This is a genomic window from Hydrogenophaga sp. IBVHS2 (genome assembly GCF_002127215.1).
Classification (GTDB): domain Bacteria; phylum Pseudomonadota; class Gammaproteobacteria; order Burkholderiales; family Burkholderiaceae_C; genus Hydrogenophaga.
Map to the genome: position 1 here is coordinate 842,973 of NZ_NFUT01000001.1, position 17,660 is coordinate 860,632.

Annotated in this window: 13 protein-coding genes; 10 read left to right on the top strand and 3 right to left on the bottom strand. The window is 67.4% G+C overall.

Features of this window, described 5'->3' with window-relative positions; genetic code table 11:
* Positions 1–6 precede the first annotated feature (6 nt).
* Positions 7–1,686: a dihydrolipoyllysine-residue acetyltransferase gene (aceF, locus tag CAP38_RS04145; RefSeq protein WP_086119572.1), complete on the top strand. Its 1,680-nt coding sequence runs from the start codon at positions 7–9 to the stop codon at positions 1,684–1,686.
* A 12-nt stretch (positions 1,687–1,698) separates the two neighbouring features.
* Positions 1,699–3,519: a dihydrolipoyl dehydrogenase gene (lpdA, locus tag CAP38_RS04150; RefSeq protein WP_086119573.1), complete on the top strand. Its 1,821-nt coding sequence runs from the start codon at positions 1,699–1,701 to the stop codon at positions 3,517–3,519.
* A gap of 66 nt (positions 3,520–3,585) precedes the next feature.
* On the opposite strand, the gene CAP38_RS04155 is transcribed toward lpdA (CAP38_RS04150), so the two are convergent.
* Both CAP38_RS04155 and CAP38_RS04160 read right to left on the bottom strand, forming a co-directional pair.
* Positions 3,586–4,158, bottom strand: coding sequence for a C40 family peptidase (locus CAP38_RS04155; protein WP_179188443.1), 573 nt, complete (start codon positions 4,156–4,158; stop codon positions 3,586–3,588).
* Positions 4,159–4,222: 64 nt separating this feature from the next.
* Positions 4,223–5,854: a 4-hydroxyphenylacetate 3-hydroxylase family protein gene (locus CAP38_RS04160; RefSeq protein ID WP_086119574.1), complete on the bottom strand. Its 1,632-nt coding sequence runs from the start codon at positions 5,852–5,854 to the stop codon at positions 4,223–4,225.
* A 134-nt stretch (positions 5,855–5,988) separates the two neighbouring features.
* Between CAP38_RS04160 and CAP38_RS04165 the strand changes: the two genes are divergently transcribed.
* From CAP38_RS04165 to zapE, 8 genes are all read left to right on the top strand, one after another.
* Positions 5,989–6,714, top strand: a complete 726-nt coding sequence (locus tag CAP38_RS04165) for a TetR/AcrR family transcriptional regulator (protein ID WP_086119575.1) — start codon at positions 5,989–5,991, stop codon at positions 6,712–6,714.
* A gap of 53 nt (positions 6,715–6,767) precedes the next feature.
* Positions 6,768–7,373 carry an isochorismatase family protein gene (locus tag CAP38_RS04170; RefSeq protein WP_086119576.1) on the top strand — a complete coding sequence of 202 codons (606 nt, stop codon included), beginning with the start codon at positions 6,768–6,770 and terminating at the stop codon, positions 7,371–7,373.
* A 118-nt stretch (positions 7,374–7,491) separates the two neighbouring features.
* Positions 7,492–9,402: a propionate--CoA ligase gene (locus CAP38_RS04175; protein ID WP_086119577.1), complete on the top strand. Its 1,911-nt coding sequence runs from the start codon at positions 7,492–7,494 to the stop codon at positions 9,400–9,402.
* Positions 9,403–9,474: 72 nt separating this feature from the next.
* Positions 9,475–9,849: a helix-turn-helix transcriptional regulator gene (locus CAP38_RS04180; RefSeq protein ID WP_086119578.1), complete on the top strand. Its 375-nt coding sequence runs from the start codon at positions 9,475–9,477 to the stop codon at positions 9,847–9,849.
* 171 nt (positions 9,850–10,020) lie between these two features.
* The gene (locus tag CAP38_RS04185) at positions 10,021–12,912 is read left to right on the top strand and encodes a 2-oxoglutarate dehydrogenase E1 component (protein ID WP_086119579.1); all 2,892 of its coding nucleotides are present in this window, start codon (positions 10,021–10,023) and stop codon (positions 12,910–12,912) included.
* 90 nt (positions 12,913–13,002) lie between these two features.
* Positions 13,003–14,274, top strand: coding sequence for a 2-oxoglutarate dehydrogenase complex dihydrolipoyllysine-residue succinyltransferase (odhB, locus tag CAP38_RS04190; RefSeq protein ID WP_086119580.1), 1,272 nt, complete (start codon positions 13,003–13,005; stop codon positions 14,272–14,274).
* A gap of 10 nt (positions 14,275–14,284) precedes the next feature.
* Positions 14,285–15,712 carry a dihydrolipoyl dehydrogenase gene (gene lpdA / locus CAP38_RS04195; protein WP_086119581.1) on the top strand — a complete coding sequence of 476 codons (1,428 nt, stop codon included), beginning with the start codon at positions 14,285–14,287 and terminating at the stop codon, positions 15,710–15,712.
* Between the two features lie 13 nt (positions 15,713–15,725).
* Positions 15,726–16,823, top strand: a complete 1,098-nt coding sequence (zapE, locus tag CAP38_RS04200; RefSeq protein WP_086119582.1) for a cell division protein ZapE — start codon at positions 15,726–15,728, stop codon at positions 16,821–16,823.
* 9 nt (positions 16,824–16,832) lie between these two features.
* Here the strand turns inward: zapE and CAP38_RS04205 are convergent, their stop codons facing one another.
* Positions 16,833–17,588: a PP2C family serine/threonine-protein phosphatase gene (locus CAP38_RS04205; protein WP_086119583.1), complete on the bottom strand. Its 756-nt coding sequence runs from the start codon at positions 17,586–17,588 to the stop codon at positions 16,833–16,835.
* Positions 17,589–17,660: the final 72 nt, after the last annotated feature.

A 17,660-nucleotide genomic window follows, 5' to 3' on the forward strand; every position in this document is an offset into this window, starting at 1 on the left:
ACACACATGGCACTGGTGGAAGTACAAGTCCCGGACATCGGGGATTTCGATGAAGTGGCGGTGATCGAGCTGCTGGTCAAGCCCGGCGACACGGTCAAGGCCGAGCAGAGCCTGATCACGGTGGAATCCGACAAGGCGTCGATGGAGATTCCGTCGTCCACGGCCGGCGTCGTCAAGGAGCTGCGCGTGAAGCTGGGCGACAAGGTCAGGCAGGGTTCGGTGGTGCTGGTGCTGGAGGCCGAAGGCGCCGCCGCAGCGCCGGTCGCTGCCGCCGCACCTGCACCCGCACCCGCACCCGCACCCGCACCCGCACCCGCACCCGCACCCGCCCCGGCGCCCGCTGCCGCGGCTGCGCCCGTGGCCGCCGGCCCGGTGGAAGTGCGTGTGCCGGACATCGGCGATTTCAAGGACGTGGCGGTGATCGAACTGCTGGTCAAGCCCGGCGACACCATCCAGGCCGAGCAAAGCCTGATCACGGTGGAGTCCGACAAGGCCTCGATGGAGATCCCGTCGTCGGCGGCCGGTGTGGTGCAGTCGCTGGCGGTGAAGATCGGCGACAAGGTCAACATCGGCGATCTGGTGGCGCTGCTGCAGGGCTCGGCTGCGGCGTCGGCTCCGGTGGCCGCGCCGGCCCCGGCGCCTGCGTCCGCGCCTGCCGCGGTCCCCGCCACCGCCGCAGCCCCTGCCGTGGCGGCCGCACCTGCTGCGGTGGCGGCGCCGGCCCACCAGCCGAGCGCTGCCCCCCTGGGCCTGCCGCACGCCTCGCCCTCGGTGCGCAAGTTCGCCCGCGAACTCGGCGTGCCGCTGGCCGAAGTGAAGGGTTCCGGCCCCAAGGGCCGCATCACGCTGGACGACGTGCAGCAGTTCACCCGCTCGGTCATGAGCGGTGCGGTGCAGACGGTGGCGCAGGCCGCCAAGGCGCCGGCCGCTGCGGCCGGTGGTGGCGGCAGCGAGCTGGGCCTCATCCCCTGGCCCAGGGTCGACTTCGCCAAGTTCGGTCCGATCGAGCGCAAGGAGCTGGGCCGCATCAAGAAGATCAGCGGCGCCAACCTGCTGCGCAACGCGGTGATGATCCCGGCCGTCACCAACCACGACGATGCCGACATCACCGAGCTCGAAGCCTTCCGCGTGGCCACCAACAAGGAGAACGAGAAGAGCGGCGTGAAGGTCACCATGCTGGCCTTCCTGATCAAGGCCTGCGTGGCCGCGCTCAAGAAGTTTCCCGAGTTCAACAGCAGCTTGGACGGCGACGCCCTGGTCTACAAGCAGTACTGGCACATCGGCTTTGCCGCCGACACGCCCAACGGCCTGGTGGTGCCGGTCATCAAGGACGCCGACAAGAAGGGCATCCTGCAGATCAGCCAGGAAATGGGCGAACTGGCCAAGAAGGCCCGCGAGGGCAAGCTGGGCCCGGCCGACATGAGCGGTGCAACCTTCACCATCTCCAGCCTGGGCGGCATCGGCGGGCGGTACTTCACGCCCATCATCAATGCGCCCGAGGTGGCCATCCTGGGCGTGTGCAAGAGCCAGATGGAGCCGGTGTGGGACGGCCAGCAGTTCGTGCCGCGCCTGATGCTGCCGCTCTCGCTGACCTGGGACCACCGCGTCATCGACGGCGCAGCGGCTGCGCGCTTCAACGCGTACCTGGGCCAGATCCTCGCCGACTTCCGTCGCGTGCTGCTGTAAAGGAACCCGAACATGGCGATCATGAACATTCAGGTTCCCGACATCGGCGACTTCGACGAGGTGGCGGTCATCGAGCTGCTGGTCAAACCGGGCGACACCATCAAGGCCGAGCAGAGCCTGATCACGGTGGAGTCCGACAAGGCGTCGATGGAGATCCCGTCCTCGCACGCCGGCGTGGTCCAGGAGCTCAAGGTCAAGCTGGGCGACAAGGTGGCCAAGGGCTCGGTGGTGCTGACGCTGGAGGTGGCCGGTGCGGCGGATGCCCCCGCATCCGCTGCGTCGCCTGCGGCAGCGCCTGCTCCGGCGCCGGCAGCGGCGGTGGTGGCTCCGGCGCCAGCCGCAGCCTCGTTTGCCGGCAGCGCCGACCTGGACTGCGACCTGCTGGTCCTTGGTGGTGGTCCCGGCGGTTACTCCGCCGCGTTCCGGGCCGCCGATCTGGGTCTGAAGGTGGTCCTCGTCGAGCGTTACGCCACCCTGGGCGGCGTGTGCCTGAACGTGGGCTGCATCCCGTCCAAGGCCCTGCTGCACGTGGCCGCCGTCATGGACGAGGTGAGCCACATGGCCGACTTGGGCGTGGAGTTTGGCCGACCGGTGCTCAACATCGACAAGCTGCGGGGCCACAAGGAAAAGGTGATCGGCAAGCTCACCGGCGGTCTGGCGGCCATGGCCAAGATGCGCAAGGTGACCACGGTGCGCGGCTATGGCGCCTTCGTCGGCCCCCACCACCTCGAGGTTGAGGAAACCACCGGCAGCGGTCAGGCGAAGACCGGCTCGAAGAAGGTGGTGGCCTTCAGGAAATGCATCATCGCGGCCGGCTCGCAGGCGGTGCGCCTGCCCTTCATGCCGGACGATCCGCGCGTGGTCGATTCCACCGGTGCGCTCGAACTCAAGGACGTGCCCAGGAAGATGCTGATCGTTGGTGGCGGCATCATCGGCCTGGAGATGGGTACCGTCTACAGCACGCTGGGTGCCCGCCTGGACGTGGTGGAGATGATGGACGGCCTGATGCAGGGCGCCGACCGCGATCTGGTCAAGGTCTGGGAAAAGATGAACAAGCACCGTTTCGACAACGTGATGCTCAAGACCAGGACCGTGGGTGCCCAGGCCACGCCCGAGGGCATCAAGGTGCAGTTCGAGGGCCTGGACGGCTCCCGGAGCGAAGGCGTCTACGACCTGGTCCTGCAGGCCGTGGGCCGTACCCCCAACGGCCGGAAGATCGCCGCCGACAAGGCCGGCGTGGCGGTGACCGACCGGGGCTTCATCAGCGTCGATATCCAGATGCGCACCAACGTGCCGCACATCTTCGCCATCGGCGACATCGTCGGTCAGCCCATGCTGGCCCACAAGGCGGTGCACGAGGCGCACGTGGCGGCCGAGGTGGCAGCCGGTGAACTCCAGGGCAACAAGGAGCTGGCGGCCGCGGCCTTCAATGCCCGGGTGATTCCCAGCGTGGCCTACACCGATCCCGAGGTGGCCTGGGTCGGACTCACCGAGGACCAGGCCAAGGCCCAGGGCATCAAGGTGAAGAAGGGCCTGTTCCCGTGGGCGGCGTCCGGCCGGGCGATTGCCAATGGCCGCGACGAAGGCTTCACCAAGCTGCTGTTCGACGATTCCCCCGAGGCCCATGGCCACGGCAGGATCCTGGGCGGCGGCATGGTCGGCACCCACGCGGGCGACATGATCGGCGAGATCGCGCTGGCCATCGAGATGGGGGCCGACGCGGTGGACATCGGCAAGACCATCCACCCGCACCCCACGCTGGGCGAGTCCATCGGCATGGCGGCCGAGGTGGCGCACGGTTCGTGCACCGACGTGCCGCCGGCGCGCCGCTGACGCAGCGGGCCACGGCCATGAAAAAACCCGGCCTTGGCCGGGTTTTTCATGAAGGCGCCGATGGCTTCAGGGCTCCTGCTGCTGCGGCAGCACCCGCCGCGCGCCGTTGAAGCGGGTGTTCCAGTAGGCGATGCGCATGTCCTCGACCCGCACCTGGGCACCGGCGCGGGGGGAGTGGATGAACTTGCCGTCGCCCACATAGATGCCGACGTGGCTGAAGGCACGGCGCATGGTGTTGAAGAACACGAGATCGCCGGGCTTGAGTTCGCTGCGGTCGATCACCTGGGTGGCGGCCGCCTGCTCGTCGGAGCGGCGGGGCAGGATCTTGCCGACCGATTGTTCGAACACCGCCCGCACGAAGCCGCTGCAGTCGAAGCCGGTGTCGTGGCTGTCGCCGCCCCATTTGTAGGGAACGCCCAGGAAGGCCATGGCGTTGATGACCAGGCTGGAGGCCTGCTCGCTCATGGAAGCCCGGGCCTGCTGCACCTGCGCCCCCAGGCGGTCGATCAGTCCTTTTTCGGCCAGCAGGGCGTCCATGTCCTGGTAGCCGGCGTTCTGGCCGCTGGTCTGGGCCGACGCCGGCACGGCAGCGCACAGCGCCGAGACGGCAAGGACCAGGGTGGACAGGCGGATGGACATGGGTCGCGAGGGTAACGGCAGCCAGCGCGAGCGTCAAGCGAGAAGAACGCTGTAACCGCTTGATTCAGTTCTGTTTTTTGTGGAGCGGCTGGGGCATGTCCACCATCACCGGCTGGCCCGGCGTGGTGCAGCCGGTGTCGCAGCAGCGCCCGGGCTGGCGGTTGCGGGTGATCGGCCTTGCCGGGTCGTGGGGCGCAGCGGCCGGCGAGCCGTCGGCGCCGAGGCCACGCTCCAGCAGGCGCTCCACCAGTTCGACCTTGTTGCCCAGCGGGTAATGGCGCCAGATCTCCTGCTTCATGGCCGCGGGCGATCCGCCGCCGTGCAGGCTGATCACGCTGTACCAGCCGCCCTGGTAGCCGGCGGTCAGGTCCTCGATGAAGCGGGCGGTCTGGATGCGTTGCTCGTAGGGGATGTCCGGGCTGGCCCGCAGCACGTCCGAGAGGCGGGCGGCGGTTTCCGGGTTGTGGTCCTCGTCGGGGCCGGGCAGGGTGACGATGAGCCCGCCGCTGACGGTGTGGGCAATCCGGTGCATGTCGTAGATCCTGGTGGCCAGCAGCAGCTTGCCGATGTTGGCGAACACCGGGTCGGGCATGAACACCGGGCTGTGGGCGTCCTGCCGGCCGTAGACGCTGGCGGCCACGCCGCAGGCGTAGAAGCCTTCCGTGATGGTGATGAGCTCCACCATCTGCTCGCGCAGATGGCTCTCGGCGCCGGGATCGAAACCGTTGGCCTCGCACATCAGCGCACCCGCGCCGATCAGCAGGTCGCCGAAACCGGCCCGGGCCGCGATGCAGGTCTGGCGGTGGTGGGTGGCGTAGCTGTAGGTCAGGTGGCCACTGTGCTCCCATTCGCCGGCCAGGAACACCTGCTCCCAGGGCACGAACACCCGGTCAAAGATGCACACGCCGGTGCTTTGACCGTATTTCCGGGAGAAGAGGGCGTCGCCGTGTTCCAGCTTCTCGCCGGGCCGGCCGGCCGGCCGGGCCACGATGGTCAGTCCGGGTGCGTCCACCGGCACGGCGCAGCAGACCGCAAAGTCGGCGTCTTCGGCCCCCATGTTGCGGCAGGGCATGACCAGCAGCTCGTGCATGTAGGGCGCACCGGTGACGATGGCCTTGGTGCCGCTGATGACGATGCCCCGGGCGTTGCGCTCCACCACATGCACATAGGTGTCGGGGTTGGCCTGCTGGTGCGGGCGGCGGCTGCGGTCGCCCTTGGCGTCGGTCATGGCCACACCCAGGGTCAGGTCCTGGGTCTGCACCCGGTGCAGGTAGGCGAAGAACCGGTCACGGTGGGTCCGGCTGCCGCCGGCATCGTCCAGCCGCGCGGCCAGCTGGGCGATGGCATTGAGCGCGTCGTGGGTCAGGTAGCGCTGGGCACAGCCGGTTTCCTGGCAGATCAGCCGCACGGCCTCGAGCTTGTTGAGCAGGTCGCCGGAGCTGGTGCTCAGATGGGTCATGCGGTTGACGACGCGCCCGCTGCTCTGCTCCACCGGGGTCATGAGCGTGGCGAGCTCGGGTCGGTGGGCCAGGTCGTAGGTCAGCGCCACCGCGTTGATGCCTGGCTGCAGGGCCGGCTCGTCGGCCACGCTGTCGATTCGCCGACCGTCCACAAACACCGTGGGTTTCAGCCGGCGCAGCGACTCGCGGTAATCGGCCCCGGTCATCAGGGGTGAAGTGTCGGCAACGCTGTTCATGGATTCGGGCCTTGTGGATTGAAAAAGTCGGTGTTCATCACAAACGACATTGATCGATCATTTGAACATTGTTCAATTAATTGATCAATGATGATTTATTTCAACAGTAGGCGGGTCGTCGGTACACTGAAAGCATGAATGTGCAGCTCGACGAACTTCGCCCTGTCCTGACCGAGGCCGAGCGGGAGGCCGCCCAGCGCCAGCTGGAATTGCGGCAGCAGCGGCAGCTCGCCATGTCGGACACCCGGCGCGCCCTGGTGCTGGATGCCGCCCGCAGCGTGTTTGCCGAGAAGGGGCTGGAAGGGGCCGGCATCCGCGAAATCGCGCGGCGTGCCGGCTACACGCCCGGTGCCCTTTACAGCTACTTCGACAGCAAGGAGGCCATCTATGCGGCGCTGCTGTCGGAGTCGCTGGACCGGCTGCATGCCGAGGTGGCGGCCGCCCGGGCCCCCAAGGGGCAGCCGCACCGGCTGCTGGCCGAGCGGGCCAGCGCCTGGTTCGGCTTTTACGCCCGCAATCCGCGCGATCTGGACCTGGGCTTCTACCTGGTGCAGGGGCTGGCCCCGCGCGGTCTGAACGCCGAACTGGACCGGGCGCTCAACCAGCGCCTGATGGACGCCTTGCGGCCCTGCGAACAGGCGCTCGAAGACCTGGGGCTGCCGTCCGACCTGGCGCTGCAGGAAAACGCCGCCCTGTTCGCCCACGGCGTGGGTCTGCTGCTGTTGCAGCACACCGGCCGCATCCGCCTGTTCGGGCAGTCGGCGCCCTATCTGTTCCAGCAGTACGTGGACCGGCTGATCGAGCGGGTGATGCCCCAGGCCGCCGGGCCGGCAGCGCAGCCCGATCTGTTCGCCGGCTGAAGCCGGGCAGGGCGCTGCGAGAATCGCGTCTTTGTCCTCATTTCCGAGTGCCCATGCTGCTTGACGTCGAAGAATCCCAACTCGTCCTGGTCGATTACCAGGAGCGGCTGATGCCGGCCCTGTTCGAGAGTGCCCTGGTGCTGGACAACGCCCACCGGCTCGCCCGCATGGCCCGTCTGCTGGAGGTGCCGGTGTGGGGCACCGAGCAGAACCCCGCCAAGCTGGGGCCCAACCCGCCCGCCCTTCGCGAGGTCTGCCGCAAGACGCTGGCCAAGATGCATTTCAGCGCCGTGGCCGACGGCCTGGGCGACTGGCTCCGGCCGCCGGCACGCCCGGCAGGCGGCAATGCCCGCAGCCTGCCCAAGCACCTGCAGAAGCCCGCCGCCCCCAGCCAGCCGGAGCGCGGCAGCATCGTGGTCGCCGGCTGCGAGGCGCACGTGTGCCTGCTGCAGACCGCGCTGGAACTGATCGAGCAGGAGTTCGACGTGTGGGTGGTGACGGATGCCTGCACCTCGCGCACCGAGCGCAACCGCGACGCGGCCTTCGACCGGCTGGCCGGCGCCGGCGCCGAGCTGGTCACCACCGAGATGGTCGCCTTCGAATGGCTCCGCACCGCCGACGACCCGCGGTTCAAGGATGTGCACAGCCTGATCAAGTGAGCCGGGTCGGGTGGGGGCCCCTCAGGGTTCTCACCGTCAGGCGGGTGCAAGTAACCTGCTCATAATTAAGAATTCAGAACGTTCGCCGATCCAGCCCCGACCACCGAGGAGACAACACATGGGTTCGTCCGCCAAGTCCGCGAGTTACGCCGACTTCCACCGCCGCTCGCTCGAAGACCGCGATGCTTTCTGGACCGAGCAGGCCGCCCTGATCGACTGGCACCGACCTTTCGACCGCGTCTGCAACCACGACAACCCGCCGTTTGCCCGCTGGTTCGAGGGCGGTCTGACCAACCTGTGCCACAACGCGGTGGACCGGCATCTCAAGGACCGCGCCGACCAGAACGCGCTGATCTTCGTCTCCACCGAAACCGAACAGGAGCGCGTGTACTCCTTCCGTGAGCTGCACGTGGAAGTGCAGCGCATGGCCGCCGTGCTCAAGGCCCAGGGTGTCGGCAAGGGCGACCGGGTGCTGATCTACATGCCCATGATTCCCGAGGCGGCGTTTGCGATGCTGGCCTGCGCCCGCATCGGCGCCATCCATTCGGTGGTGTTCGGCGGCTTTGCCAGCCATTCGCTGGCCTCCCGCATCGAGGACGCCTCGCCGGTGGCCATCGTCAGTGCCGATGCCGGCTCGCGCGGCGGCAAGGTGGTGGAGTACAAGCCGCTGCTGGACGAAGCGATCCGGCTGTCCAGCCACAAGCCGTCGTCGGTGGTGCTGGTCAACCGGGGGCTGGCGCCCATGGCCATGGAGGCCGGCCGCGACCACGACTACGCCAGCCTGCGCGAGCAGCACCTGGACGCTCAGGTGCCGTGCGAGTGGCTGGAGTCCACCGAGATCAGCTACACCATCTACACCAGCGGCACCACCGGCCGGCCCAAGGGCGTGCAGCGCGACGTGGGCGGCTACGCGGTGGCGCTGGCGGCCAGCATGAAGCACATCTTCATGGGCCAGCCGGGCGAGACCTATTTCTCCACCAGCGACATCGGCTGGGTGGTGGGTCACAGCTACATCGTCTATGGCCCGCTGATCGCGGGCATGGCGACCATCATGTACGAGGGCCTGCCCATCCGGCCCGACGGCGGCATCTGGTGGAGCCTGATCGAGAAGTACAAGGTCAGCGTCATGTTCAGTGCGCCCACCGCGGTGCGCGTGCTCAAGAAGCAGGACCCGGCCTACCTCAAGAAGCACGACCTCTCCAGCCTCAAGGCGCTGTTCCTGGCCGGCGAGCCGCTGGACGAACCGACCGCCCGCTGGATTGCCGACGGCCTGGGCGTCCCCATCATCGACAACTACTGGCAGACCGAGAGCGGCTGGCCCATCCTCACCATTGCCAATGGTGTGGAGCGCAAGGACAGCAAGTTCGGCAGCCCGGGCATTCCCATGTACGGCTACAGCGTCAAGCTGCTGCACGAGAGCACCGGCGAGGAGCTCACCGGCGCCGACGAGAAGGGTGTGGTGGTGATCGAAGGCCCGACGCCGCCGGGCTTCATGCAGACCGTCTGGAAGGACGATGCCCGGTTCGTCAACACCTACTGGAAGAGCATTCCGGGCAAGCTGGTCTACAGCACCTTCGACTGGGGCATCCGCGACAAGGACGGCTACTTCTACATCCTGGGCCGCACCGACGACGTGATCAACGTGGCCGGCCACCGCCTGGGCACCCGCGAGATCGAGGAAAGCATCTCCAGCCACCCCAATGTGGCCGAGGTGGCGGTGGTGGGCGTGGCCGACAACCTCAAGGGACAGGTGGCCATGGCCTTCGTGGTGGCCAAGGACAGCACCACCCTGGGCGATGCCCAGGCCCAGCTGAAGCTGGAGGGCGAGATCATGAAGCTGGTCGACAGCCAGCTCGGTGCGGTCGCCCGACCTTCGCGGGTGCGTTTCGTGTCGGTGCTGCCCAAGACGCGCAGCGGCAAGCTGCTGCGCCGCGCCATCCAGGCGGTGTGCGAGGGCCGCGACCCTGGCGACCTGACCACCATGGACGACCCATCGGCGCTGCAGCAGATCCGCGATCTGTTTGCCTGACCGGCCTCGCTCGGGCCTGCATCTGGCTATGATGGTTTGCTTATATAGCCAGCTGCTGAAACGGGGCCTGCCATGGACGACATGATCGGAACAACTGCCCAGGTCGAGAAGATCCGGGTCTTCGAGCTGGCCGCCGAACTGTTCGGCGTCCTGGCCACCCCCATGCGCCTGCGCATCCTCAGCGCCCTGTGCGACCAGGAAAAGTCGGTCTCCCAGCTGCTGCAGGAGATCGACACCACCCAGCCCAACCTGTCGCAGCACCTCAATCTGCTGTACCGCTCGGGCATCCTGGCCCGCCGCAAGGAAGGCACGCAGGTCATCTACCGGGTGCAGAGCGAGCAGGCCGTCACCCTGTGCCGCACGGTGTGCACCCAGATCGCCATCGAGATGGACGAGCCCGGATCGGTGCCGGTCACCCAGCGCCTGACCCCCAGAGGCGGCGCCTGAGGGCCGTCGTTTTCAATTTCTTTCGCGGGCTGCCGATCAAACTGGCACAATTCGGCCTGCAGCCAGTCCTTCCACAGTCACTGTCGCATCCGCCAATCGGTCCAGCCGTGTCGCGGAAGGTTTTTTCAACCAGCTAATGTTCCCTGCAGGGGAACGGAGGTCAGCGGATTCATGAGCGATACGCCATCGAGCGCGGGCAACGTCTATGTTGCCTACAAGAGCAACTCCTACCTGTTCGGCGGCAACGCCCCGTATGTGGAGGAGATGTACGAGAACTACCTGCAGAACCCGGGCAGCGTGCCCGACAACTGGCGCAGTTACTTCGACGCCCTGCAGCACGTTCCCGCCGTCGACGGCACCGACGCCCGCGATGTTCCGCACCTCCCCGTCGTCAACGCCTTCGCCGAACGCGCCAAGCAGGGCGGCACCAAGGTGGTCATTGCCGCCGGTGCCGATTCCGACCTGGGCCGCAAGCGCGTCTTCACCCAGCAGCTGATCGCCGCCTACCGCAACGTGGGTCAGCGCTGGGCCGACCTCGATCCCCTCAAGCGCACCGAGCGCCCGGCCATCCCCGAGCTGGAGCCGTCGTTCTACGGTTTCAGCGATGCCGACCTCGAGACGGTGTTCAACACCAGCAACACCTTCTTCGGCAAGGAGACCATGCCGCTGCGCGAGCTGCTCAATGCGCTGCGCGAGACCTACTGCGGCTCCATCGGTGCCGAGTACATGTACATCACCGACCAGGCCCAGAAGCGCTGGTGGCAGGAAAAGCTCGAGAGCATCCGCAGCAAGCCGAACTTCACGGCCGACAAGAAGAAGCACATCCTGGAGCGCCTGACCGCCGCCGAAGGCCTGGAGCGTTACCTGCACACCAAGTACGTCGGCCAGAAGCGCTTCTCCCTCGAAGGTGGCGAGAGCTTCATCGCCGCCATGGACGAGCTGATCCAGCAGGCCGGTGCCAAGGGCATCCAGGAAATCGTGATCGGCATGGCCCACCGCGGCCGCCTGAACGTGCTGGTCAACACCCTGGGCAAGATGCCCAAGGACCTGTTCGCCGAGTTCGACCACACCGCGCCGGAAGACCTGCCGGCCGGTGACGTCAAGTACCACCAGGGCTTCAGCTCGGATGTGTCCACCCCGGGCGGCCCGGTCCACCTGAGCCTGGCATTCAACCCGTCCCACCTGGAGATCGTGAACCCGGTCGTCGAAGGCTCGGTGCGCGCCCGCATGGACCGCCGTGGCGATGCGCGTGGCTCGCAGGTGCTGCCGGTGCTGGTGCACGGCGACGCCGCCTTTGCCGGCCAGGGCGTCAACCAGGAAACCCTGGCACTCGCCCAGACCCGCGGTTACTCCACCGGCGGCACGGTGCACCTGATCATCAACAACCAGATCGGCTTCACCACCTCCGACCCGCGCGACCTGCGCTCCACCCTGTACTGCACCGACATCGTCAAGGGCGTGGAATCGCCGGTGCTGCACGTCAACGGCGACGACCCGGAAGCCGTGGTGCTGGCGGTCCAGCTGGCGCTGGAGTACCGCCTGGAGTTCCGCAAGGACGTGGTGGTCGACATCATCTGCTTCCGCAAGCTGGGCCACAACGAGCAGGACACCCCCAGCCTGACCCAGCCGCTGATGTACAAGAAGATCGCGTCCCACCCCGGCACGCGCAAGCTGTACGCCGACAAGCTGGCCGCCCAGGGTCTGGGCGAGTCGCTGGGAGACGACATGGTCAAGGCCTACCGTGCTGCCCTGGACGAGGGCCGTCACACGGTCGATCCGGTGCTGACCAACTTCAAGAGCAAGTACGCGGTCGACTGGGCGCCCTTCCTGGGCAAGAAGTGGACCGATGCGGCCGACACCGCCATCCCGCTGACCGAGTGGAAGCGCATCGCCGACCGCCTCACCACCATTCCCGAGAACGTCACGCCGCACCAGCTGGTCAAGAAGGTCTATGCCGACCGCGCCGCCATGGGCCGGGGCGAGATCAACGTGGACTGGGGCATGGGCGAGCACATGGCGTTTGCCACGCTGGTGGCCAGCGGCTACGCCGTGCGCCTCTCCGGCGAGGACTGCGGCCGGGGCACCTTCACCCACCGGCATGCGGTGATCCACGACCAGAACCGCGAGAAGTGGGACGAGGGCACCTACATCCCGCTGCAGAACGTGGCCGAGAACCAGGCCCCGTTCGTGGTCATCGACTCCATCCTGTCCGAAGAAGCGGTGCTGGGCTTCGAGTACGGCTATGCCGGCTCCGACCCCAACACCCTGGTGATCTGGGAGGCCCAGTTCGGCGACTTCGCCAACGGTGCCCAGGTGGTGATCGACCAGTTCATCGCCTCCGGCGAAGTGAAGTGGGGCCGCCTCAACGGCCTGACCCTCATGCTGCCGCACGGCTACGAAGGCCAGGGCCCCGAGCACAGCTCGGCCCGCCTGGAGCGCTTCATGCAGCTGGCCGCCGACACCAACATGCAGATCGTGCAGCCCACCACGGCCAGCCAGATCTTCCATGTGCTGCGCCGCCAGATGATCCGCCCGCTGCGCAAGCCGCTGGTGCTGTTCACCCCGAAATCCCTGCTGCGCAACAAGGACGCCACCTCCCCGCTGTCCGAGTTCACCAAGGGCGGTTTCCAGACCGTGCTGCCGGAGCAGAACGCCGACGTGGTGAAGAAGGCCGACAAGGTCAAGCGCGTGATCGTGTGCTCGGGCAAGGTCTATTACGACCTGGTCAAGAAGCGCGAGGAGAAGGGCGCCGACGATGTGGCCATCGTGCGCATCGAGCAGCTCTATCCGTTCCCGCACAAGGCCTTCGCCGCCGAGATCAAGCGTTTCCCCAACGCGACCGACATCGTGTGGTGCCAGGACGAGCCGCAGAACCAGGGCGCCTGGTTCTTCATCCAGCACCAGATCCACGAGAACATGCTCGAGGGTCAGAAGCTGGGCTATGCCGGCCGCGCGGCCTCGGCCTCGCCGGCCGTGGGTTACGCCCACCTGCACCAGGAACAGCAGAAGCACCTGATCGAGGCGGCCTTCGCCAAGCTCAAGGGCTTCATCCTCACCAAGTAAGTCGGTCCCGCATGACCCCGCGCGCAGCCAGCGGCTGCGGCGGGGCTTCACGTGCAGCACAACCCGAACACACGCATCCCAGGAAAGAACATGGCAATCGTTGAAGTCAAAGTTCCGCAGCTCTCCGAATCCGTGGCCGAAGCCACCCTGCTGCAATGGAAAAAGAAGGTCGGTGAGGCAGTGGCCGCCGACGAGATCCTGATCGAGATCGAGACCGACAAGGTCGTTCTCGAAACCCCGGCCCCGGCCGCCGGCGTGCTGGTGGAGATCCTGCAGGGCGACGGCGCCACCGTGGCAGCCGACCAGGCCATCGCCCGTATCGACACCGCCGCCGTCGTGGGTGCCGTGCCCGTGGCCGCCCCCGCCGCAGCTCCGGCCGCTGCGCCGGCTGCCGCCCCGGTGGCCGCAGCCGCCGCCGTGGGTGGCGCCAAGGCCGGTGTGGCCATGCCCGCTGCCGCCAAGCTGATGGCCGACAACGGCCTGGCCGCCGGCTCGGTGGCCGGCACCGGCAAGGACGGCCGTGTGACCAAGGGCGACGTGCTGGGCGCCATCGCCAACCCGCCCGCCGTCGCCCCCAAGGCCGCACCGGCGGCCGCCATCCCCACCGGCGCACCTTCGAAGGTCCTGCCGCAGGTGCCGGTGGCCACCCCCGACCTCGGCGACCGCCCCGAAGAGCGCGTGCCCATGACCCGCCTGCGCGCCCGCGTGGCCGAGCGTCTGCTGCAGTCGCAGGCCACCAACGCCATCCTCACCACCTTCAACGAGGTCAACATGGCCCCGGTGATGGAGATGCGCAAGAAGTTCCAGGAGAAGTTCGAGAAGGAGCACGGCGTCAAGCTGGGCTTCATGAGCTTCTTCGTCAAGGCCGCGGTGCACGCCCTCAAGAAGTTCCCGGTGCTCAACGCTTCGGTGGACGGCAACGACATCGTCTACCACGGCTACTTCGACATCGGCATCGCGGTGGGCTCGCCGCGCGGCCTGGTGGTGCCCATCATCCGCAACGCCGACCAGCTCAGCTTTGCCGACATCGAGAAGAAGATTGCCGAGTTCGGCCAGAAGGCCAAGGACGGCAAGGTCGGCCTGGACGACCTCACCGGCGGCACCTTCTCCATCAGCAACGGCGGCACCTTCGGCTCCATGCTGTCCACGCCCATCATCAACCCGCCGCAGTCGGCCATCCTGGGCGTGCACGCCACCAAGGACCGCGCGGTGGTGGAGAACGGCCAGATCGTGATCCGGCCCATGAACTACCTGGCCATGTCCTACGACCACCGCATCATCGACGGCCGCGAGGCCGTGCTGGGCCTGGTGGCCATGAAGGAAGCGCTGGAAGACCCGGCCCGCCTGCTGTTCGACATCTGAGGACCAGACGATGAGCCAACAATTCGACGTCATCGTCATCGGCGGCGGCCCCGGCGGCTACATTGCCGCCATCCGCGCGGCCCAGCTGGGCTTCAAGGTGGCCTGCATCGACGAGTGGAAGAACGCCGCCGGCGGCCCGGCCCCGGGTGGCACCTGCACCAACGTGGGCTGCATCCCGTCCAAGGCGCTGCTGCAGTCGTCCGAGCATTTCGAGCACGCCAACAAGCACTTCGCCGACCACGGCATCACCGCCACCAACGTGAAGATCGACATCGCCAAGATGATCGGCCGCAAGGACACGGTGGTGAAGCAGAACAACGACGGCATCCTCTACCTGTTCAAGAAGAACAAGGTGTCGTTCTTCCACGGTCGCGGCTCGTTCGTGAAGGCGGTGGACGGCGGCTACGAGATTGCGGTCGCCGGCGCCCAGAACGAGACGCTGGTGGGCAAGCAGGTGATCGTGGCCACCGGCTCGAACGCCCGTGCCCTGCCGGGCGTGCCGTTCGACGAGGAGCTGGTGCTGTCCAACGACGGCGCGCTGCGCATCGGTGCCGTGCCCAAGAAGCTGGCCCTGATCGGCTCGGGCGTCATCGGCCTGGAGATGGGCTCGGTCTGGCGCCGCCTGGGCTCCGACGTGACCATCCTCGAAGGTCTGCCGACCTTCCTGGGCGCGGTGGACGAGCAGATCGCCAAGGAAGCCAAGAAGGCCTTCGACAAGCAGGGCCTGAAGATCGAGCTGGGCGTGAAGGTCGGCGAGATCAAGACCGGCAAGAAGGGCGTGACGGTGAACTACACCAACGCCAAGGGCGAGGCCGTGGCGCTGGAAGCCGACAAGCTGGTGGTGTCCATCGGCCGCGTGCCCAACACCAACGGCCTGAACGTCGAGGCGGTGGGCCTGCAGCTGGATGAGCGCGGCGCCATCGTGGTGGACGCCGACTGCCGCACCAACCTGCCCGGCGTCTGGGCCGTGGGCGACGTGGTGCGCGGCCCCATGCTGGCCCACAAGGCCGAGGAAGAGGGTGTGGCCGTGGCCGAGCGCATCGCCGGTCAGCACGGGCATGTCAACTTCAACACCATCCCGTGGGTGATCTACACCAGCCCGGAAATCGCCTGGGTCGGTCGCACCGAGCAGCAGCTCAAGGCCGATGGCGTGGCCTACAAGGCCGGCACCTTCCCGTTCCTGGCCAACGGCCGGGCACGTGCGCTGGGCGACACCACCGGCATGGTCAAGTTCCTGGCCGATGCCGCCACCGACGAGATCCTGGGCGTGCACATCGTCGGCCCCATGGCCAGCGAGCTGATCGCCGAGGCCGTGGTCGCCATGGAGTTCAAGGCCAGCGCGGAAGACATCGCCCGCATCTGCCACGCCCACCCGTCGTTGTCGGAAGCCACCAAGGAAGCCGCTCTGGCGGTGGACAAGCGCACGCTCAACTTCTGACCGCCGTCGTCCTGTGAGCGTCCGCAGCGCCTACGAGGCCGCGCTGAAAGAGCGCGGCTACGCCACCGACCCCGCCCAGCAGCGTGCCATCGACGCGCTGGAGCGGTGCGCGTCCGAATGGGCGGTCTACAAACAGAAGCGGTCCAACTCGCTCAAGAAGCTGTTCAATCGGCCGGACGTGCCCAAGGGGGTCTACATGTTCGGCGGGGTGGGGAGGGGCAAGAGCTTCCTGATGGACTGCTTCTTCCAGGCGGTGCCGATCCGTCGCAAGACACGCCTGCACTTCCACGAGTTCATGCGCGAGGTGCACCGCGAGCTGCGCGACCTGCAGGGCACGGTCAATCCGCTGGATGTGCTGGGCCAGCGCATGGCACAGCGGTACAAGCTGATCTGCTTCGACGAGTTCCATGTGGCGGACGTGACCGACGCCATGATCCTGCACCGCCTGCTGGACGCCCTGTTCAAGGCCGGCGTGGGCTTCGTCACGACCTCCAACTTCCACCCGGATGCCCTGTACCCGGACGGTCTGCACCGCGACCGCATCCTGCCCGCCATCGAACTGCTCAAGGGCCGGCTGGAGGTGATCAATGTCGACAACGGCACCGATTACCGCCAGCGCACGCTCAACCACATCGAGCTCTACCACACCCCGCTGGGGCCGCAGGCCGACGAGGCCATGGAACGGACCTTCAACGAGCTGGCCGAGGCGGGTGACCAGGAGGCGGTGATGACCATCGAGTCGCGCCAGATCCGGGCGGTGCGCCGGGCCGGCGGCGTGATCTGGTTCGACTTCCGCACCCTGTGCGGCGGGCCGCGTTCACAGAACGACTACCTGGAAATCGCCAGCCAGTTCCACACCGTGCTGCTGTCCAACGTGCCGCAGATGGCGGTGCGGCAAGCCTCGGAGGCGCGGCGGTTCACCTGGCTGATCGATGTGCTGTACGACCGTCGGGTCAAGCTGGTGATGTCGGCCGCCGTGCCGCCGGAGCAGCTCTACACCGAAGGCCCGATGTCGCACGAGTTCCCGCGCACCGTCTCGCGGCTGACCGAGATGCAGTCGCAGGAGTTCCTGTCGCTGGAGCACCGGCTGGTCGACACCGGTCTGACCTGAGGCCGGGCCTCAGAGCGGATCGAGCTTGACGACCGCGATCGACAGGTTGTCTCCGCCGCCCTTGGCCCGGGTGCGGGCCTTCTGGATCAGGAACTCGCAGGCCTCGCGCGGCGTGAGCATCGACACGGTGCTGGCGATCTCCTCCGGGTTGAAGTAGTGCCAGATGCCGTCGCTGCAGGCCAGCAGCACGTCGCCGGCCTGCAGCCGGCGGATGGTGTGCAGGTCGACCGGCGGGTCGTTCTCGGTGCCCAGGCACCCCATGAGGATGTTGGAGTGCGGGTGGTCCATGGCTTCCTGCTCGGTCAGCTCGCCCTGGTTCACCAGCGACTGCACATAGGAATGGTCCAGGGTGCGGAAATGCAGCTTGCCCTGGCGGAAGTGGTAGACGCGGGAGTCGCCGGCATGCACGCAATGGGCGCCACCGTCGGGCGTGAGCACGAAAGCCGCCACGGTGCTGTGGGGCTCCTGCTCGGCGGCCACGGCCGTGAGCTTGATGACGATGTGCGCCTCCTCGACGATCTTGCGCAGCAGGGCGTCGGGGTCGTCGGTCTCGGGGTCGAAGCGGCCGAACAGCTGCTGGGCGGTGAGCATCACCTGATCGGACGCCTTGCGACCACCGCTGCGGCCACCCATGCCGTCGGCCACGACCGCCAGCAGGCAGCCAGGGATGCGCTTGTGGCTGAGCAGCGCCACCTGATCCTGCTGGTAGTCGCGGTCGCCCCGGTGAAGGCCGGTGGATGCCTGGATGCGGTAGCCTTGGGTCATGAAACTGCGTCGCCTTGAGGTCGGGATGGCTGTCGGAGTGACGGCGTGAATGGTACCCCCGAGTGTGGCCGC

What these genes read in the sequence shown, in the direction of transcription:
- CAP38_RS04180 (WP_086119578.1), top strand. Translation starts at nt 9,475, where the DNA reads ATGGACGACATGATCGGAACAACTGCCCAGGTCGAGAAGATCCGGGTC.
- CAP38_RS04175 (WP_086119577.1), top strand. Translation starts at nt 7,492, where the DNA reads ATGGGTTCGTCCGCCAAGTCCGCGAGTTACGCCGACTTCCACCGCCGC.
- lpdA (WP_086119573.1), top strand. Translation starts at nt 1,699, where the DNA reads ATGGCGATCATGAACATTCAGGTTCCCGACATCGGCGACTTCGACGAG.
- CAP38_RS04170 (WP_086119576.1), top strand. Translation starts at nt 6,768, where the DNA reads ATGCTGCTTGACGTCGAAGAATCCCAACTCGTCCTGGTCGATTACCAG.
- CAP38_RS04185 (WP_086119579.1), top strand. Translation starts at nt 10,021, where the DNA reads ATGAGCGATACGCCATCGAGCGCGGGCAACGTCTATGTTGCCTACAAG.
- aceF (WP_086119572.1), top strand. Translation starts at nt 7, where the DNA reads ATGGCACTGGTGGAAGTACAAGTCCCGGACATCGGGGATTTCGATGAA.
- CAP38_RS04165 (WP_086119575.1), top strand. Translation starts at nt 5,989, where the DNA reads ATGAATGTGCAGCTCGACGAACTTCGCCCTGTCCTGACCGAGGCCGAG.
- lpdA (WP_086119581.1), top strand. Translation starts at nt 14,285, where the DNA reads ATGAGCCAACAATTCGACGTCATCGTCATCGGCGGCGGCCCCGGCGGC.
- CAP38_RS04160 (WP_086119574.1), bottom strand. Translation starts at nt 5,854, where the DNA reads ATGAACAGCGTTGCCGACACTTCACCCCTGATGACCGGGGCCGATTAC.
- CAP38_RS04155 (WP_179188443.1), bottom strand. Translation starts at nt 4,158, where the DNA reads ATGTCCATCCGCCTGTCCACCCTGGTCCTTGCCGTCTCGGCGCTGTGC.
- odhB (WP_086119580.1), top strand. Translation starts at nt 13,003, where the DNA reads ATGGCAATCGTTGAAGTCAAAGTTCCGCAGCTCTCCGAATCCGTGGCC.
- CAP38_RS04205 (WP_086119583.1), bottom strand. Translation starts at nt 17,588, where the DNA reads ATGACCCAAGGCTACCGCATCCAGGCATCCACCGGCCTTCACCGGGGC.